Consider the following 18484-nt stretch of genomic DNA (forward strand, 5'->3'; position numbering starts at 1 on the left):
GCGTCAGAAAAGGAGAGGCAGGTGCGGTTGGCCCTGTCCCGCTGCGGCGGTCCTGGCCTTCGCTTCGGCGATTGAGTCCCATGACCTTGAACGCTGCTCCATCGGGGAGCAGCGCAACGAAAGGTCTTGGCCAATGCAGCCTGCAGTTTCCGTCATCACCCTCGGCACCACCGATCTTGCGCGCTCCCGGCGCTTCTACGTCGAGGGGTTCGGTTGGACGCCGGTCTACGAAAGTGACGTGATCATCTTCTACCAGCTCAACGGCGTGGTGCTCGGCACCTTCCTTGCCGCCGAGTTCGAAGCGGACATGAACCGCACCGGCCTGCGGACACCGGGTGCCTTCGCCCCTGGCCCACAACGTCGCCACCGAACGGGAGGTGGCTCCATTGATCGCGGCTCTGGCGTCCGCCGGTGGCCGCGTCATCCGTCCGGCGGACAATCCTCCGCATGGCGGTCTGCGCGGCTACGTCACCGACCCCGACGACCACGCCTGGGGGGAGATCGCCTGGAACCCCGGCTTCGCCATGGACGAGGCCGGTAACGTGAGGTTCGGGCTCTAGAGCCAGCCGGTGCGGGGCGAGGTTCTGCCTCGCCCCGCACCGGTCAGCGGCGGGCGGCCCCAGAGCGCGCTCGAGCCCGAACGTTCGGGAGCTCTTGGATGCACGGGCCGCGGCAAGGGGGCCGGAACGGGTAGAGCCGGGTTGCCTGCAGGTTCTGTTGTCATCGCGATGAACTGCAGCAGACGGCCCCCTCCCATCCTCCCCCATGAAGGGGGAGGTGCCCCGCCGGCATGTTTGGCACGATCGAAGACAGAGCCTCGACCCTTCACCTCCCCCCTTGTGGGGGAGGTCGGGAGGGGGCTGTCTGTATCAGTTGGGCCAACTATGTCGGCCGAATGCCGGAACGGGCGGGAGGACTTACCCCGCGACCTTCGAGAAATCCGCCACCTGCCGCATCGTATCGCGCAGTTTGGTGAGCAGGCTCAGGCGGTTGGCGCGGATCGCCGCGTCTGGATCGTTGACCAGCACCGCCTCGAAGAACTTGTCGACCGGCTGGCGCAGCGTGGCGAGCGCGGTGATGGCGCCCCGATAGTCGTTGGCGGCGACCTTGGCGGCGACGGCGACATCCACCGAGGCGATGGCCTCGGCCAGCGCCGCTTCCTCGTTGAGCGACAGCCGCGCCGGATCGATCGGGGCGGTAAAGCTCCGACCGTCCTTCTTCTCCTCGGCGGCGAGGATGTTGGCGGCGCGCTTGTAGCCGGCCAACAGGTTCCGGCCGTCTTCCGAGCCCAGCAGTTTCGACAGCGCTTCGACCCGCTCGGTGATCTCCAGCATGTCATTGCTGTCCTTGCCGATCACCGCGTCGACCAGGTCGTGCCGGGCGCCGGCATCGCGCAGCGTCACCTTCAGCCGATCGTGGAAGAAGCTCAGCAGGTCCGGCTCGACCTCCAGCGGGAAACGCAGGTTGTTGTCGGTGACGATGCGGATGACGCCGAGCGCCGCGCGGCGCAGCGCGAACGGGTCGCGCGAGCCGGTCGGCTTTTCGTCGATCGACCAGAAGCCTTTGAGCGTATCGAGCTTGTCGGCCAAAGCCACCGCGATGGCGACCGGCTCGCCCGGTACCAGGTCCGTCGGGCCCAGCGGCTTGTAGTGGTCGGCGATCGCGTTGGCGATGGCCAGCGGCTCGCCCTGCGCCAGCGCATAGTAGCGGCCCATGATGCCCTGCAGCTCGGGGAATTCCCCGACCATCCCTGTGGTGAGGTCGGCCTTGGCCAGCATCGCGGCGCGCTTGGCCAGTTCGGGGTTGGCCCCGACCTTGGGCGCAATCTCGCCCGAAAGTTTCACCAGCCGCTCGACGCGCTGGAACTGCGTGCCCAGCTTGGCGTGGAACACACTCTCCTCGAGCTTGGGCAGGCCGTGCTCGAGCGGCAGCGAGAGGTCCGTCTGATAGAAGAACCGGGCGTCCGACAGGCGGGCGCGGATCACCCGTTCGTTGCCGGCGACGATGGTCTTGCCGCCATCGGCGGCGATCTGGTTCGAGGTGATGATGAAGAACGGCGCCAGCTTGCCCGCGCTGTCGCGCAGGCAGAAGCACTTCTGGTTGGCGCGGATGGTGGCGATGATCACTTCCTCGGGCACTTCGAGGAACGCCGGGTCGAACGAACCCATCATTACTACCGGCCACTCGACGAGCCCGGCGACTTCTTCGAGCAGCCCCTCGTCATGGATGACCGTCAGCCCCTGCGCGAAGGCGAGGTTGTCGGCGTCGGCCTTGATGATTTCCTTGCGCCGGTCGATGTCGAGCACGACCTTGGCCTTTTCCAGCGCCTGCACGTAATCGTCGAAGCGCTTTACCCGGATCGCCTCGGGGGCGAGGAAACGGTGGCCGAATGTGGTCTGGCCCGAAGCGACGGTGTTCGACTTGAATGGAATGACCACGGGCTCGTCATTGTCGGTGCCGAAGGTGGCGGTGATGGCGCGCAGCGGCCGCACCCAGGTCAGCCCGCCATTGCCCCACTGCATGGATTTCGGCCAGTCGAAGCCGGTGATCACCTTGGGCAGCAGCGCGGCGAGGATGTCGGTGGCTTCGGCGCCCGCCTTGTCGATATGGGCGACGTAGAACTCACCCTTCTTGGGGTCGCTCTCGATCTTGGCCTCGGCGATCGAGCCGAGCCCGGCCGCCTTCAGAAAGCCGTCGATCGCCTGCTGCGGTGAGCCGACGCGGGGGCCCTTGCGCTCTTCGCGCGTATCTGGCGAACGGGCCGGCAGCCCGGTCACGGTCAGCGCCAGCCGGCGCGGCGTGACGAACGCCTTGGCGCCCTCGTAGACGAGGCCCGCATCGACCAGCGCATTGGTCACGGCCTTCTTCAGATCCTCGGCTGCCTTGCGCTGCATGCGCGCAGGGATTTCTTCCGAGAACAGTTCGACGAGGAGTTCGGGCATCTCTTAACCGGGCGTTTGAAAGCGCGGTTTGCCTAGCAAGGGCAGGGGAGATTGTCCATTGCGGGGTTGGGGCCCGCTACCAACCGCCGCCGCCGCCGCCACCACCGCCGCCTCCGGAACCACCGCCGCCACCGCCGCCGCTGGAAAAGCCCGAGCCGGACGAAGAGCTCGGCTGTGCCGCGACCATCGCGGCGCTCATGCCGGACGCGACCGACGACACCGAGTTGGCAAAGCCACCTGAACTGCTCGACCAGTCGCGTCCGCTATAGAAGCCCGGTGCGTAGCTGCTGCCCCGGGCATCCGCCACGGCGTTGCGGGCGAGCTCTGCCTCAAAATGCTCCGACCACGGCTTTTCGACGCCGAGCGCAATGGCATAGGGCAGGATGCGCTCGAACCGTTCCACCGTCATCGGCGGTTCGTTCGTCATGTTCAGCCGGTTCTTCTCGGCGGTGTTCATGTACATCTTGAAGCCGTCGAGTTGGTCCATGACCTTGCGGCCCTGCACGGTGGGCGCCCGCATCAGCACGGCGAACACCACGTTGATGAAAATGATCGAGGCGGCGCCGATCAGCGCCATGTCTGGCCGGAAATCGCTGAGAAAGCTCGACGCGGCGCCCAACAGGTTGCCGCCGAAGATGACGACCCAGACGCCGATAATGATCTTGGCGATGATCGGGCTGGACCAGAACCCCCTGAGGATACCGGCAAAAATGCCGAGGAAAAGGGCGCCGACCCCCGCGAACACCAGCGTCACCGGATCGATCAGGTCGAGCACCACCATGGCAAGCAGCAGCAGCGCCGAGAAGGCGACACCGATCACGACGTAACCGGTATTGTTGCGGAAATAGACCAGGCGGTTCTCGGTTTCGATGGCCGAAACGAACTGCCCGCGCGTCTCATTGAGCTTGGGGCCGGTGGTCGTGTTGACGGTTACCTTGCCCTGCGAACGGAAGTAATCGAACAGCAGCCGCTCGGCCGCCCCGAGGTCGTCGGGCGGCGCCTTGCCGGTCACCGTTACGCTCAAGGTCTTGCCTGGGTTGTCGATCTTCACCAGCCCCTTGACGCCGAGGTCGAAGATCGAGGCGGTGAAGGCGGTCCAGCCGCCTTTCTGCCAGCCCATGCCGTCGACATATTCGGCGAGCCCCGGCGAGAATCCCTGGGGCGGGTGAAACAGCGGGATGATCGTGCCCTTCTTCGGGTCACGCCCGACCGCGCCCCAGGCAATGAGATTGTAGAGCAGCACCAGTCCCACCGCGATGCCGGGGGCCACGATGTCGCGGTGGTCGCTCAGCCAGTAGAGCAGCCGGTCCAACCCCTGTGGCTCCGCCAGAATACCCTTCTGAAACGATGCTGCGACGCTTAGTCCTTCGCCCGAGGCGAGCGGCCGGTTCGCCCGGAAGGTCGCGGTGTTCTCCGAAGTCCGTGTGATGTTGACGGCTTGCTCGGTCGAGCCGGGCGCGCCGGTATAGCCGATCAGCCGGTCGATCAGCGCGCCCTTGGGCAGGGTGATCGAGGCGACTGCTACATCGATCGGAAAGTTCCAGTAGTTGCCGGTGGCGTTCCAGTAGAGCTCGTCATGGTCGGCAAAGCTCCGGCCCATCCGGCTCATCGAATAGTGGATGGTGTATTTGTGCTTGCCGTAGCTCAGCAGCACATCGGCGTCGCCGATGCGGATGCGCTTGAAGCCGGCGGCGAGGTTCTCCAGCGAATAGGGCTCGGCGCGGCCATCGCGCAGCACCGTCTTCACCGTAAGGGTGGAGCGCAGGCGCGAGTTGTCCGGATTGATCAGGACGAGCGGGATGTCGCGAAAGATGCCGCGACGGATCTCGTAACCCTCGGCGTTGACCTCGATGGTCTCGATGACATCGACCGAACCGTCGATGTTGAGGGTGATGGCGGACGAGAACGAGGTTATGGCTTCCCGCGCGCTGGCGGGGAGGGCGAAAATCAGGGTGAGGAGCGCAATGACGAGAGTCAGCGCTCGCCGCCACCCCCCTCCCGTCCTCCCCCACAAGGGGGGAGGTGCCGGCCGGTGCTTGGGCCCGATAGCGTCACGATCACCGCCTTGCACCTCCCCCCTTGTGGGGGAGGATGGGAGGGGGGTGGCCAAGCGCTCGATGCTCATGCTGGAGCTGAAATCAGAACTTTACCGAAGGCACGGCGCGGTCGGCCTCGTTCTCCAGCTCGAAATATTCCGCCTTCTCGAACTTGAAGGCGTTGGCGACGACGTTGGAGGGGAAGCTCTCGACCGCGGTGTTCAGGTTGCGCACCGAGCCGTTGTAGTAGCGGCGCGCCAGCTGGATCTCGTCTTCGACGTTCTGCAGCGCACTCTGGAACTCGAGGAAAGTCGTGTTGGCCTTGAGGTCCGGATAGGCTTCGGCGATGGCCAGCAGCTTGCCCAGCGCGCCCGACAGCGCACCTTCGAGGGCGCTGCGCTCGGCCGGGCCCGCATTGGAACCGGCGGTGGCGGCGGCGCGCGCCTGGGTGACGGCCTCGAGCGTTTCGCGCTCATGGCCCATGTAACCTTTCACCGTCTCCATCAGGTTGGGGATCATGTCGGTGCGGCGTTTCAACTGCACATCGATGCCCGACCAGCCCTCTTCCTTGAGCTGCCGTTTCGACACCAGGTCGTTGTAGACGAAGATCGCGTAGCCGATGGCGGCGACGACGATCGCCAGAATGATCAGCCCAGTCATGGAGTCCTCCGCAGGGTGACGCCCTGATGCCCGTAAGGTGGCACCGCAGCGTGGGTACCGCAATTGAATTGCGTCGGCTGAATAGGAAATGAACGTGTTTCTGCAACGGCTTCGCGGCGCCGACTGACTCTCAGGATGAACTTGAATTCCGCAAACTGATCGTGTGAACCGGTTTCAGGTTATTCGTCGTCGCCAGCTTGCCTCGCGGCCTCGAGCACCGGGTCGACCTTGTGCTTCTTCCTGCGCGTGTAGGTCTTTGAATCCGTTTCGACCCGGGGCTGAAACTGCCCCTCCCGCAGCAATTTCGCCGCAGCGTTGCGCGGCGCCGCCTGCTTGCGTGTCAAGGTGACGGTGATCTTGTGGTCCTTGGCCATGCCTCAGAATAGCCCGGACTCAGTGCCGCTTGAAGTATTGCACTTCGCGCTCGTGCTTTTCGGCCGCCTCGCGCGTCCCGAACGTACCGAGGTTGCGCCGCTTGCCGGTCTTGGGGTCAGTCTTTCTGGAGTAGAGCCGGTATTCGCCGGACTTGAGCTTGCGGATCATCGGAACTCTCCTTTTGCCGGAGAGAACGTTGGCGAGCCGCTGCCGTTCCTACCGCTCGGCGAGCCGCGGCATCAGTTCGACGAAGTTGCAGGGCTTATGCCGGTTGTCGAGCTGAGCGCGCAGGATTCCTTCCCAGGCATCGCGGCAGGCGCCCCGCGAACCGGGCAGTACGAAGACGAAAGTCTCGCCGATCAGCCCGCCGGTGGCGCGCGACTGCAGCGTCGAGGTGCCGACGGTGGTCGACGAGTACTGGTGGAACAGCACCGAGAAGCCATCCATCCGCTTCTGGAACAGTGGCTCGAGGGCCTCCGGCGTCACGTCGCGACCGGAAAAGCCGGTGCCGCCGGTGGTGATGACGGCGTCGACCGCCGGGTTCACCACCCATTCCATCACCTTGGCGCGGATCTGGTGGATATCGTCGCGCACCACGGCGCGCTCGAAGCAGTTGTGACCGTCGGTCTCCATCAGCGACTTGAGCAGCGCCCCGGCGGTGTCGGTCTCGAGCGTCCGCGTGTCGGACACCGCCAGCACGGCGATGGATAGCGGCGTGAAAGCCCGGCTCTGGTCGAGTTCGGATTTGAACATGAGATTCCCCGCCTGCGATATGAGCCAGCCAAGTCGCCCTTTTCCAACCGAACATAAGGGAAAGCAAGCATTGCAAACAAAAACAGGTCCGGCCGTAGGGCCGAACCTGTTGTCACAAGGCTTATCGTGGTCAGAAGCTGTAGTTGAGGCCAACCTTCACGAGATGGGCGCTGACGGTGACGTTGCCTTCCTCGTCAGCCAGCACTTCGTCCGAGGGAGCGACGAAGTCGGTGCTGCCCAGGTTGATATAGTTGTACTCGGCCTTGAGGCTGAGGTTCTCCGCAACTCCCAGTTCGACGCCGGCGCCCACCACATAGCCAACGGCCGTTACGGTTGCGTCGGCAGTCCGCCCCGGGGTGAACTCGTTGTCCGTCAGGTCACCGTTGGTGACGTCAACGCTACCTGCGGCGAGACCGGCAGTTCCGTAGATCAGCAGGGCATCGGAAGCAAAGCCCACGCGACCGCGCAAAGTGCCGAGCGCCTTGATCGTGGTTTCATAACCGTCATTACTGGGGCTGCCATCAGGATTGGTAAAGCCGGTGATGTTTGCCCAGGCCAGATCACCCTCGATGCCGAAAACCAGATTGTCCTGCTGGACGTTGAAACCGGCGGTACCGCCGATAAACCCACCGCTGATGTCGACGGCTACAAAGTCATCGTCGAGATAGCCCAGCGCGTCGAACGTGATCTCCTGATCGCCACTGCCGGCGCCATAGCCACCGTTGATGCCGGCATAGAAGCCGTTCCAGTCGTACGTCGCAGCCGTAACGACCGCAGCTGGCTCATCAACGACAAGATCGGCTGCGAACGCCGAACTCGTCATGCACAACGCCGCTGCGAGCAGCCCGATGCTCGTCCTCATTTTGAGTCTCCAAAAAACCTCCATCACAGAATGCCGAAATTCTCAGCGCTCGTCTGTAGCGGTTCGGCAACATGGGGAAGTATTCCGGCTCTGTGTGCTTGAGGCCGGCAGTCAACCGTGAGGCTCGACTCCCAAACTCAGCCGGCGTCTTTCGGTTCATCTGTATTCGTCCTGGGGCCGGTTTCAACCACGATCGTCGGCTCCACCGGATCGGGCACCAGGATCTCGGTCTGCTCGGGCTGAGCTGCGGGTGTGGCGGCAGGGCGGGGCGTCGGCTTTTCGTCGCCGCGCGGGTCGAGCGTCACTGTGCCGGGGGAAACGCCCTTCTCGGCGCTCATGGCGCGGAAGCGCACGCGACCCGAGGCGTCGCGTACCGGGCGGATCCGCATGCGCAGGAACGCCGTGACCGCGAGCGCGCCGTGGAAGGTGGCCGTAACGATGAACAGGCCGACCGGCGCGATGGCGTTCATCACCCAGCTGGCGATGATCGGCCCGATGGCGAGCCCTATGCCCAGGATCAGCAGCATGCCGCCGGCGACGCGCCCGAACTCGCCCTCCCTCGCGAAGTCATTCGCGTGCGCCACGGCGATGGCATAGAGCGGGTAGGCGCCGAAGCCGTAGAGCCCGAACAGAATGAACATCAGCACGCCGCTGCTGGGGTTGAGCAGCACGGTCACGAGGCCAATCAGCGCCGAAAAGCCGCTGAGCCCGACGATTACCAGCCGGCGGTCGATCTTGTCGGAAAGCCGCCCGAACGGCGTCTGCGCCACGGCGCCGACCACGGCGGTGACGGCGAACAGGTAGGCGATCGTCGAGGCATCGAGCTTCTGCTCGAAGCCATAGACCGGCGCCAGCGTGCCGAAGGTGCCGTTGGCCATGCCGCAGGCGAAGGCCGCGATCACCGCCAGCGGCGAGGTCTTGTAGAGCAGCACCACGTCCAGCCGCGCCGACGAGATCGGTCGCGGCTGCGGCGTTGAGGTCAGCGCGCTCGGCAGCAGCGCGCAGATGAAGGCGATGGCGCCGACCACGAACGGGATGTGGCCGAAGGTTCCGGTCACCGCCATGGCGAGCTGGCCAACCGTCGACGCGGCCATGTTGATGGTGGTGTAGACCGAAAAGATCGTGCCGCGGCTGCGGTTGTCCGCCACTTCGTTCAGCCAGCTCTCGACGATCATCGCCGCGCCGGCAAAGCAGAAGCCGGAAAAGGCGCGTAGCACGATCCAGCCGATGTCCTGAACCCAAAGCAGGTTAAGCAGGATGGTGACCGTGCCGATTGCCGCCATGATGGAATAGGCTCGGATGTGCCCGACCCGTTTCACCAGCAGTGGCACGGTGATCGAACCGGCGACGAACCCCACCGACCAGCCGGTGCCGATGAGGCCCAGCGCCGTCAGCGAGAACCCTTCCTCGGCGCCGCGCACCGAAAGCAGAAGGCCCTGCAGGCCGCCTCCGAACATCAGGAGTGCCGAGCCGATGAACAGGGCATAGATCTTGAGGGCGGAGGACATGGCGCTTTCTGCGGTTAACGGGGCCTGAGGCGCTTGCCCTGACACTCAGACCAAATTCGGGCAGTTGGTTCAACCACCGAGATTATTTCGGATGCCAGCCATTCGTCTCAGCGCTGCGGGCGTGTCGGTCGAAGGGCCAGGCAAAAACCTGGCCGCTGGGCCCATTCCACATCGTCCCCGTGACGCCGCTCACCGTTCTCCGGCGTGCGACGCCAGCTTGGCGATGAAGTCCCGCATGATCGGGTTGCGCTTGACCTGCGTGACATAGCGCATCGGATGGCGCGCCCGGTCGACGCTGTAGGTGACCTCAGTGGTCAGGATCGGCGTGGGCACGATGACGCTGGGGGCCCAATCGGGATCGAGCAGCCAACCAACCGGCGCCATGTCCCAGATTTCCTTGGCCCAACCGACATGGTCGGTTTCGTATTCCTTGAAGCGCTGCGCCAGGAACCGGCCGATTTCGCCATGGGGTTCGACGTATCGCTCGATCTCCGGGACGGTGGAGTGCAGGTGCGACACCACCCCCATGCATGGCATCAGCACCAATGGCACACCGGAATCGAACAACACCTGCGCGCCGCCGACGTCCTGGCGCAGGTTGAACTCGCGCTGGTGCGGCCACTCCAGCGCGTGACCTCCCAGCCAGACGACGACCGTGCGGTCGATGATGTCGGGCGCCGCCAGCAGCGCCGAGGCGATGTTGCTGATGGCGCCGATGGCAATCACGTATAGCGGGTTGTCCGGGGAGCCGGATCGCGCCCGGGCGATGAGATCGTCGACCGCCGGAGCACGCTGGGGACGTTTGCCGGCGCCGACATAGTCGGTGACGCCGCGATGGGCGAAACCGGCATGGGGCACCTCCAACCGTGCGAGCAAGGCGAGGATCTCGCCGTAGCTCAGTTCCATACCCTCGGCCGGACCGCTGGAGCGGTCGTTGAAGAACGGTGCGGCATAGATTGCTTGCAAGTCCAGTCGCTCGGGCGAGAGCAAGGCCTGCACCACCGCGAACTGGTCATCGATCTCGTTGTAGGTGTCGGTGTCCAGCACCACACGCAACCGGCCGCTGCGTGGCGCCAGCAGCGCCAGCCGCTGGGGATCGGAAAGGCTCAACTCGGTCCTCCATTTTTCGATGAATGGACCAGCGCCGCGGCGTCGCCGCAAGCTAGACCAATGGCGCGGGCTGCATCGATGCGACCGAGGCGAACGCCGCTATGACGCGTCGATAGCCTGCTTGAGGCTCAGCATGTCGCGCCAGGCGAGCGCCTTGCTGGCCGGGGTGCGCAGCAGGTAGGCCGGGTGCAGCGTGGCCAGCGCTCGCATCTGATGGCTGTTGATCGTCAGGTCCCGCCATTGGCCGCGCATCCTGGTGATACCGTTCTGGGTCTGGAACAGCGACTTGGTCGGCACGTTCCCCAGCGTCACCAGGAATTTCGGCGCCACCAGCTCGACCTGCCGCAGCAGGAATGGCGTGCACAGCGCCATCTCCTCGGGCGACGGGTCGCGGTTGCCCGGCGGCCGCCACGGGACCATGTTGGCGATATAGACCTTGCTGCGGTCGAGCCCGATGGCTGCCAGCATGCGGTCGAGCAGTTGCCCGGCGCGCCCGACGAACGGTTTGCCCTGCAGATCCTCCTGCTCGCCGGGGCCTTCACCCACCAGCATGATCTCGGCCTCCGGATTGCCGTCGGCGAACACCAGCTGCGTGGCGCGCTTCTTCAAGAGGCACCCTTCGTAGGCGTTCATCACCGCGCGCAACTCGTCGAGCGTCTGCGCGGCGGCGGCGAGCGCGGTGGTTTCGGTGGGGTCGGATGTCAGCGAAACCGCGGCAGGGGCCGCCAGGGTGACGGCCGTCGTCGCGGCCGGCGTCTCGGCGGCGGGCATCGGCCGCGCCCGCGAGGGCGCCACCGACGCGGCGAAGCGATCGACCGGCTCTTCGCCGACGGCGAAATCGACCCCGACGGCGCGATACCAGTCGAGCGCCGCCCGGGCTTCGGCGTTATTTAGCGGTCGATTTTCGGACATGGGTTCTGTTATGTCACAGCCCGCTTTCTCCCGCCATCCGTGAATGGACCTGACCGTGGCCGATGCCGGCAATCGCGAGATTCTCGAAACCGACGTGCTGATCGTCGGGGCCGGTCCTGCGGGCCTCAGCGCTGCCATCCGGCTCAAGCAGGTGGCCCCGCAACTGTCGGTGACAGTAGTGGAAAAGTCCGCGGAACTCGGTGGTCACATCATCTCCGGCGCGGTGATGAACCCGGTGGGCCTGGATGCGCTGCTGCCCGGCTGGCGCGACCTGGGCGCCCCGGTGGGACCGGCAGTCACGCGCGACACCTTCCACTTTCTCACCGCCTCGGCCGACCTGCCGTTGCCGAACCTGATGATCCCGCCGCAGATGAAGACCGAGGGGGCGGTGATCGTCAGCCTCGGCGAACTGGTGAAATGGCTCGGCGAACAGGCGCAGGCGCTTGGCGTCGACATCTTCCCGATGACCGCCGCGGTAGATGTGCTGACCGGCGAAGGCGGTCGGGTCGAAGGCATCATCACCGGCGATCTGGGGGTCGATCATGCCGGCAATCCCAAATCGACCTACGCCGCAGGCATCGGCCTCAGGGCCAGGTACACCCTGATCGGCGAGGGCGCGCGCGGCTCGCTCGCCCGGCAGCTGATCAATCAATTCGGCCTCGCCGAAAGCCATGACCCGCAGCTCTACGGGCTCGGTCTCAAGGAAGTCTGGGAGATTGCGCCGGAACGGCACGAGGCCGGACGCGTCGACCACTATCTCGGCTTTCCCCTCGACAACGCCTCGCCCGGCGGCGGCTTCGCTTACCATGCGGCCGGCAACAGGCTCTATCTCGGCCTTGCGGTGCACTTGGGCTACAGCGATCCGACGCTCTCCCCGTTCGATGAGTTCCAGCGCTTCAAGACCCATCCGTCGATCGCCCGCCTGCTCGAAGGGGGGCGCCGGCTGAGCTACGGAGCCCGGGCGATGACGTCGGGCGGGCTGCAGTCCATTCCCGACCTGGCCTTCCCCGGCGGCGCGCTGATCGGTTGCGCTGCCGGCTTCATGAACGTGCCGGCGCTGAAAGCCATTCACAACGCCATCCGCTCCGGCATGGTGGTAGCCGACCGAGTGGCGGCGGCGATTGCCGAGGGCCGGGCGCACGACACGCTCGAGGGCTTGAACGACGGTGTGCTGGCAACCGGCATCGGCGACGAGCTGCGGCCGGTGCGCAACGTCAAACCCTTCTGGTCGCGCTTCGGCACGGGCTTGGGCGTGCTGCTGGGTGGTTTCGACATGTGGTGCGAGGCGCTCTTCCGCTTCTCTCCGTTCGGCACGCTGCGGCACGGCAAGGCGGATTACCTGAAGCTGCGGCCGATCGCCGAGGTGACGCCACGCGTCTACGCGCGGCCGGATGGCGTCACGACCTATGATCGGGCTGCGTCGGTCTACCTCGCCAATCTCAGTCACGACGAGGACCAGCCGGTGCACCTCAAGCTCGCCGATCCCGAGCTGCCGGTGCGCGATAACCTGCCGCGCTACGGCGAGCCCGCGCCGCTCTATTGCCCGGCCGGGGTCTATGAAATGGCAGAGGAAGGCGGCGCGCCGGTGTTCCGCATCCACGCCGCCAACTGCGTCCACTGCAAGACCTGCGACATCAAGGACCCGGCTCAGAACATCACCTGGGTGCCGCCGGAGGGCGGTTCGGGACCCAACTATTCAGGGATGTGAGCGGCATCGAACGATCCACCGCCGTCATTCCCGCCTTCGCTGGGATGACGCCGGTGGGTGGGCGCCGATGCCATGGAAGACAGAGTCATCTCACGTCAGGCCAATCCTCACTTCATCGTGCCTGCCTCTTGCGGCGCAGTCGCAAAATCGCCCATGTTTCTTGGGCTAGTCAGCCGCCTAAAACCCTCCTCGGAGATATCGAGCCTCGTGACCCACAAAGCCCGTCTCGCGTCCGGCGTCCTTCTCGCCGCGGCACTTACCATCGGCGGCGCCGCGGCGCTCGAATCGAGCGCGGCGTTCCCGCTGATGGACCAGAGCGTCACCGGCAGCTATCTGGCCGGCCGGCAGGCGCTCTCGGACCTGAGGACCGACGAGGCGGCACGCTATTTCCGCATCGCCGCCGAGGGTGACTGGGACAATCCGATCATCGTCGAGCGCAGCTTTATCGCCTATGCCGCCAATGGCCAGGTGACCGACGCCGCACGCGTCGCCAAGCACCTGCTGGAGCTCAGCGCGCCGAATGATCTGGCGAGCCTGGTCATCGGCACCGAAGCGGTCAAGCAGCGCCGCTACGCCGCCGCGGCCAAGGAACTCGAAAATGTCGGCGGCGATACTTTTGCCGGGATCACCGGCGGCCTGCTGCGCGCCTGGGCGCTGGTCGGCGAGGGCAAGCCGGCCGAGGCAGACAAGGTGCTCGACGAAGTGGGGCAGGGCGGGCTCGAGGATTTCCTGGTCTTCCACCGGGCGCTGATGGCCGATGTCGAAGGCGACAGCAAGAAGGCTCTGGAATACGCCGCCAAGGCCTACGAGGCTGATCCTTATGTGGCCCGCATCGTCGAGGCCTATTCACGCATGCTGGGCAATGCCGGCCGCTTCGACGAGGCCGAGAAGGTCATTGCCAAATTCGAGGCGCAGGGGCTCGACCATCCGCTGGTGAGCGTCGTCAAGGCCAAGATCGACAACAAGCAGCGCCCTGGCGTGTTCGCGGGCGATATCCAGGCCGGCGCCGCCGAGATGTTCCATTCGGTGGGCGTGGCGCTGGCCCGCGAGGGCAGCCCCGACGTGTCGGCGGTGTTCCTGCAACTGGGCATGTATCTGGATCCAAGGGCCGACGTGATCGACCTCGTCTATGGCCAACTGCTCGATGGCGCCGGACAGCACGAGGCTGCCAATGCCATCTACGATCAGCTGCCGGCGGATTCGCCGATGAAGCCGATGGCGGTGGTGCGGGTCGCCGAAAACCTCAGCGCCACCGGGAACCGTGACGAGGCTTTGCGCCGGCTCGGCAATATCGTCGCCTCCAACCCGCATGACCTTGAAGCGTTGTCGGTGCTGGGTGACATGCAGCGCGCGGCGCAGAAATATGCCGAGGCCGCCGACACCTACACCAAGGCGTTGGGCGTGGCGGGCGGCGATGCTCCGGGCGACTGGCGCTTCTATTATGTTCGCGGCATCGCCTACGAACGCAACAAGCAGTGGGACAAGGCTGAGGTCGATTTCAAGCGCGCCCTCGAACTGAACCCCGACCAGCCGCAGGTGCTCAATTATCTCGGCTATAGCTGGGTCGATCAGGGCGTGAACCTGATGCCGGCACTCGACATGATCCAGAAGGCGGTCGCTGCTTCGCCCAATGACGGGTACATCATCGACAGCCTCGGCTGGGCCTATTTCCGGCTGGGCCGCTTCGACGAAGCCGTGCAGCAGCTCGAAACGGCCGTGCAGCTCCGTTCGACCGATCCCGAGATCAACGACCACCTCGGTGACGCCTATTGGCGCGCCGGCCGCAAGCTCGAGGCGAGGTTCCAGTGGAACATCGCTGCCGCGGTCGACCAGGAAGGCGCCGTCAAGGAGCGGGTGGCGAAGAAACTTGCCGGGGGGCTCGATGCTGTGTCGCCGGCCCCCGATGCGGGCCCGGTGGCGGAAGGTCAGGCGGCGCCCGCGCAGTAGCATGCTGCAGGGCGCGCTTTCCGAGGCGGCTCCCGCCAAGGTCAATCTCGCATTGCATGTCACCGGCCGCCGCGCCGATGGCTACCATGAGCTCGAAAGCCTCGTGGTGTTCGTCGACGTCGCCGACGAGGTGACGGCGCATCCGGCCAAGGGCGATCGCCTGCGGGTCACCGGGCCGTTCGCCGCTGCGGCCGGAGGCGGCGATTCCAACCTGGTGATGCGGGCGGTGAAGGCGTTCCGCGCCCGCTGGCCGGATCGCCTGCCCGAGGGCCTGGATGTTGCGCTGACCAAGAACCTGCCGGTTGCGGCGGGCATCGGTGGCGGTTCCGCCGACGCGGCCGCCATGCTGCGGCTGCTGGCCGGGATGGCCGGCGGCGATTTCAGCTTCACCGAGCTCAGCGCATTGGCGCTGAGCCTGGGCGCCGACGTGCCCATATGCCTCTTGTCGCAGCCCGCCGAGGTGCGCGGCGTCGGCGAGATCATTCACCCGCTGCGCGGCTTTCCGGCGACCCATCTGGTGCTGGTGAACCCGTTGATCCCGGTGGTCACCGCCGACGTCTTCCGCCGCCTGGAGCAGCGCACCAACCCACCGATGCCGCCCTTGCCATCGCCATTGACGCGCCCGGCGCAGCTTGGGCTGTGGCTCGCCGAAACGCGCAACGACCTCGAGCCGGCGGCCATTGCGCTGGTGCCTGAGATCGGCGAGTTGCTGCGCCAGATGCGCGTGCTCGATGGCTGTGCGCTGGCGCGGATGTCAGGGTCGGGCGGCACGGTGTTCGGGCTGTTCGGCTCTGCGGCACAGGCGCACCAGGCGGCGCACGACATGCGGGCCAAATACCCGCAGTTCTGGGTCGCCGCAGCCCCGGTGGTCGCCTGAAACGACAACGGCCCCCGTAGGGGCCGCTGCAACACTTGCTGATGTAGAAATCAGAAGTGGAAGTTCACGCCAGCGGTGAGGCTGTGGGCAGTGATGCTCGAGTCGGAAACGAACGGCGAAGGAATGAAATCATATTCCTGCGAGCCGTAGTCGCTGTAGCGGTATTCGAGCTTGGCGGACACATTGTCCGCAACCATTGCTTCGATGCCGGCGCCGACCGTCCAGCCGACATGGGTCTGCGTGTCATCGAGCACGCCGAACAGTTCGCTGGTAGTGTTGAGGGCCGCCACACCGGCCGTCGCATAGAGCAGGATCGCGTCGAAGGTCACGCCGGCACGGGCGCGCAACGAAGCTTCCCAGTTGACCTGGCGTTCGATGAAGCCGGTCTCGTCGAGGTCGCTGGTCACATCGCCGAGCGACACGTCACCTTCGATACCAAGCACGAAGGTATCCATCTGCCAGTTGTAACCGGCCTGGGCGCCGAGCAGCCAGCCGTCGATGGAGTAGGTCCCGGTGGGGCCGGGCTGCGGCACCAGCTCCCAGTCAACGTCGCCGCTGACCCAGCCGATATGACCGCCGACATAGGCGCCGGTCCAGTCGCCCGTCGCTACCGGCACGGCTACCGCCGGCTCATCAACAATCAGGTCAGCAGCGTTGGCGGCGCCGGCGGCGCTCAACAGCAGAACGCTGGCGAATGCAATCTTGGTCTTTGTCCACATCGAGGAGCTCCCTAGTCGATGCGCACGGAATACGGGCGCGAACGCTTGGAGTCTAATCAATTGTGGTGTGATACAGAAATTCCTGTGGCGGAATGTTGCAGCGCCGCCACAAATCGGGCGAGGGCGCGGCGACGCGCTAGCCGTTCATAAGTGTTAATACGCGCGAGAGACTGTAACTTCGGCAATATCGCCCAGCAGCGACTTCATCTCGCTCGGCGGCAACTGCTTGAGGGACTCGCGGGCGCGCCGGGCATGGGAGATTGCCCGCTCGATGGTGCGGCCCAGCGTGTCGTAGCGATCGAACACCGCCAGCACCTGCCGCAGCTCTGCCGCCCCGGCATCGACATTGCCCAGCGCGGCGACAATGGTCTCGCGCTCGGCGGCCGTCGCCTGCTGCAGCGCCAGGATCACCGGCAGGGTCATCTTGCCCTCGCGCAGATCGTCGCCGGTATTCTTGCCCAGCGTGCCGGCCTCACCGCGATAGTCGAGCACGTCGTCGACCAGTTGGAAGGCGAACCCGAGTTCACGGCCATAAAGGCGCAATGCCTCGCGGCCGGCTGCATCGGCGCCGCCGGCCATGGCGCCCACCTCGGTCGCCGCCTCGAACAGCGTGGCGGTCTTGGCGCCGATCACTTCGTCGTAGTCGGCGGCGCTGGCGGTGAGGTCGCGCGTCTTGGCGAGCTGCAGCACTTCGCCTTCGGCGATGATCGTCGCGGCCTGCGAGATCACCTTGAGGGCAGCAATATTGCCGGTGTCGACCATCATCATGAAGGCCTGCCCGAGCAGGAAGTCGCCGACCAGCACACTGGCCTGGTTGCCCCACTTCATCCGGGCGGCGGCGCGGCCGCGGCGCATGTCGCTCTCATCGACCACGTCATCATGCAGCAGCGTCGCATTGTGCATGAACTCGACCGCGGCGGCGAAGTTGACCTCGCTGCCATTGGCTTTGCCGAACAGCATGGCGGCCGCGATGGTCAGCATGGGCCTGAGCCGCTTGCCGCCGGCATCGATCAGGTAGCGCGCCACTTCCGGCACCAGCTCGACGTGCGAGCTGGCTTTGGCGAGGATCATCGCATTGACCCGGTCCATGCCGGGGCGCGTGGCGTCGAGCAGCCGGTCGAGCGCGCCGGCGCTGGTCATCGCCTCGTTTGCCGCTGCCGCCGATAAAGCCATGAAATCCCCGGTTTGAGCTACGCATCCGGCCCCCTATAGTCGGGGGCCTGCGAACTGTCGCGATGGTGCGATGTCCCTAGACGAAGCCACTGATCTTGTAAAACAACAAACGCTGACGCGCGACGCCTTTTTGGGTGGTCGCCTCACCGTGTCGCAGCCTGAAAAAGGGTTTCGCGCCGGGCTCGACTCGGTGCTGCTCGGGGCGGCCGTGAACCCGGCGGCGCGCAGCCTGCTCGATCTGGGGGCGGGCGTCGGCACCGCGGCGCTGGTGGCAATGGCCGAACTGCCGCAGCTCGAAACGACATTGGTCGAGGCCGATCCCGCAATGGTGGCGCTTTCCGCCCACAACGCTCTCGCCAACGGCATGGCCGGGCGCACCAGGGTGTTGGCGCTCGACCTGACGGCGCCGGGCAAGGCCCGCGCCTCCGCCGGCCTTGCCGCCGATCATTTCAGTGCCGTCATCGCCAACCCGCCCTTCTTCGATCCGGCGCGCGGCTCGGCGCCTTCGAAGGCCAGAGCCGGCGCGCGGCATATGGAGGAGGGGGGCCTCGACGCCTGGGTGAAAACCGCAGCGACCCACGCGGCGCCGGGCGGCGAGGTGATCTTCATCCACGTCGCCGAGGTGCTGCCCCAGCTGCTGGCGGCCTTTACCCGACGCTTCGGCGCGGTCAGCGTGTTGCCGCTGTTGCCGCTGTTGCCGCGCGAGGGCGAGCCGGCCAGCCGGGTGCTGGTCCGCGGCATCAAGGGATCGCGCGCGCCCTTTGTGCTGCTTGGCGCGCGCGTGCTGCACGAGGCTGTCGGGCGCGGCTTCCGTCCCGAGTTCGATGCGATCTTCCGCGGCACGGCGCGTCTCATCTGGTAATCCCGGCAGCGGGCACATACATGTGCCCGGTCGAAAAACG

Annotated in this window: 17 protein-coding genes; 5 read left to right on the top strand and 12 right to left on the bottom strand. The window is 65.8% G+C overall.

Annotated features, from left to right (window positions below; all coding sequences use genetic code 11):
* The first annotated feature begins 335 nt into the window (after nt 1–335).
* Nucleotides 336–560, top strand: a complete 225-nt coding sequence (locus tag APS40_RS25525) for a hypothetical protein (protein WP_335338166.1) — start codon at nt 336–338, stop codon at nt 558–560.
* Between the two features lie 357 nt (nt 561–917).
* On the opposite strand, the gene glyS is transcribed toward APS40_RS25525, so the two are convergent.
* The 10 genes from glyS to APS40_RS17450 all read right to left on the bottom strand — a co-directional run bounded on the left by glyS (nt 918) and on the right by APS40_RS17450 (nt 11158).
* The gene (gene glyS, locus APS40_RS17410; protein WP_055048257.1) at nt 918–2942 is read right to left on the bottom strand and encodes a glycine--tRNA ligase subunit beta; all 2025 of its coding nucleotides are present in this window, start codon (nt 2940–2942) and stop codon (nt 918–920) included.
* A 76-nt stretch (nt 2943–3018) separates the two neighbouring features.
* On the bottom strand, nt 3019–4956 hold the full coding sequence (locus APS40_RS17415) for a DUF2207 domain-containing protein (protein WP_055048258.1): 1938 nt from the start codon (nt 4954–4956) through the stop codon (nt 3019–3021).
* Nucleotides 4957–5080: 124 nt separating this feature from the next.
* Entirely contained in the window at nt 5081–5629 is a 549-nt protein-coding gene (locus APS40_RS17420; RefSeq protein ID WP_442855873.1) for a LemA family protein, read from the bottom strand.
* Nucleotides 5630–5817: 188 nt separating this feature from the next.
* The gene (locus APS40_RS17425; RefSeq protein ID WP_055048260.1) at nt 5818–6012 is read right to left on the bottom strand and encodes a DUF7230 family protein; all 195 of its coding nucleotides are present in this window, start codon (nt 6010–6012) and stop codon (nt 5818–5820) included.
* 19 nt (nt 6013–6031) lie between these two features.
* Complete coding sequence (locus APS40_RS24975; RefSeq protein WP_156342974.1) at nt 6032–6181, bottom strand: hypothetical protein; 150 nt, start codon at nt 6179–6181, stop codon at nt 6032–6034.
* 48 nt (nt 6182–6229) lie between these two features.
* Entirely contained in the window at nt 6230–6766 is a 537-nt protein-coding gene (moaB, locus tag APS40_RS17430; protein WP_055048261.1) for a molybdenum cofactor biosynthesis protein B, read from the bottom strand.
* 130 nt (nt 6767–6896) lie between these two features.
* Complete coding sequence (locus APS40_RS17435) at nt 6897–7628, bottom strand: outer membrane protein (protein WP_055048262.1); 732 nt, start codon at nt 7626–7628, stop codon at nt 6897–6899.
* A 137-nt stretch (nt 7629–7765) separates the two neighbouring features.
* The gene (locus APS40_RS17440) at nt 7766–9136 is read right to left on the bottom strand and encodes an MFS transporter (RefSeq protein ID WP_055048263.1); all 1371 of its coding nucleotides are present in this window, start codon (nt 9134–9136) and stop codon (nt 7766–7768) included.
* 189 nt (nt 9137–9325) lie between these two features.
* Nucleotides 9326–10246: a nucleoside hydrolase gene (locus APS40_RS17445; protein ID WP_055048264.1), complete on the bottom strand. Its 921-nt coding sequence runs from the start codon at nt 10244–10246 to the stop codon at nt 9326–9328.
* Between the two features lie 99 nt (nt 10247–10345).
* On the bottom strand, nt 10346–11158 hold the full coding sequence (locus APS40_RS17450; protein ID WP_055048265.1) for a uracil-DNA glycosylase: 813 nt from the start codon (nt 11156–11158) through the stop codon (nt 10346–10348).
* Between the two features lie 43 nt (nt 11159–11201).
* On the opposite strand from APS40_RS17450, the gene APS40_RS17455 reads away from it, so the two are divergent.
* The 3 genes from APS40_RS17455 to APS40_RS17465 all read left to right on the top strand — a co-directional run bounded on the left by APS40_RS17455 (nt 11202) and on the right by APS40_RS17465 (nt 15690).
* Nucleotides 11202–12866: an electron transfer flavoprotein-ubiquinone oxidoreductase gene (locus APS40_RS17455; protein WP_055048266.1), complete on the top strand. Its 1665-nt coding sequence runs from the start codon at nt 11202–11204 to the stop codon at nt 12864–12866.
* A gap of 207 nt (nt 12867–13073) precedes the next feature.
* Nucleotides 13074–14813 (top strand): tetratricopeptide repeat protein, encoded by a 1740-nt coding sequence (locus APS40_RS17460; protein ID WP_055048267.1) that lies wholly within the window; start codon nt 13074–13076, stop codon nt 14811–14813.
* Nucleotide 14814: 1 nt separating this feature from the next.
* Complete coding sequence (locus APS40_RS17465) at nt 14815–15690, top strand: 4-(cytidine 5'-diphospho)-2-C-methyl-D-erythritol kinase (protein WP_055048268.1); 876 nt, start codon at nt 14815–14817, stop codon at nt 15688–15690.
* A 50-nt stretch (nt 15691–15740) separates the two neighbouring features.
* On the opposite strand, the gene APS40_RS17470 is transcribed toward APS40_RS17465, so the two are convergent.
* Together APS40_RS17470 and APS40_RS17475 are read right to left on the bottom strand one after the other, a co-directional pair.
* Nucleotides 15741–16409: an outer membrane protein gene (locus tag APS40_RS17470; protein WP_055048269.1), complete on the bottom strand. Its 669-nt coding sequence runs from the start codon at nt 16407–16409 to the stop codon at nt 15741–15743.
* Between the two features lie 153 nt (nt 16410–16562).
* Nucleotides 16563–17582 (bottom strand): polyprenyl synthetase family protein, encoded by a 1020-nt coding sequence (locus APS40_RS17475; protein WP_082434490.1) that lies wholly within the window; start codon nt 17580–17582, stop codon nt 16563–16565.
* A gap of 148 nt (nt 17583–17730) precedes the next feature.
* Here APS40_RS17475 and APS40_RS17480 point away from each other — a divergent pair, with 148 nt between their 5' ends.
* Complete coding sequence (locus tag APS40_RS17480) at nt 17731–18444, top strand: tRNA1(Val) (adenine(37)-N6)-methyltransferase (RefSeq protein ID WP_197279351.1); 714 nt, start codon at nt 17731–17733, stop codon at nt 18442–18444.
* The last annotated feature ends 40 nt before the right edge of the window (nt 18445–18484 follow it).

It is taken from the genome of Devosia sp. A16 (assembly GCF_001402915.1).
In the GTDB taxonomy this organism is placed as follows: Bacteria; Pseudomonadota; Alphaproteobacteria; order Rhizobiales; family Devosiaceae; genus Devosia_A.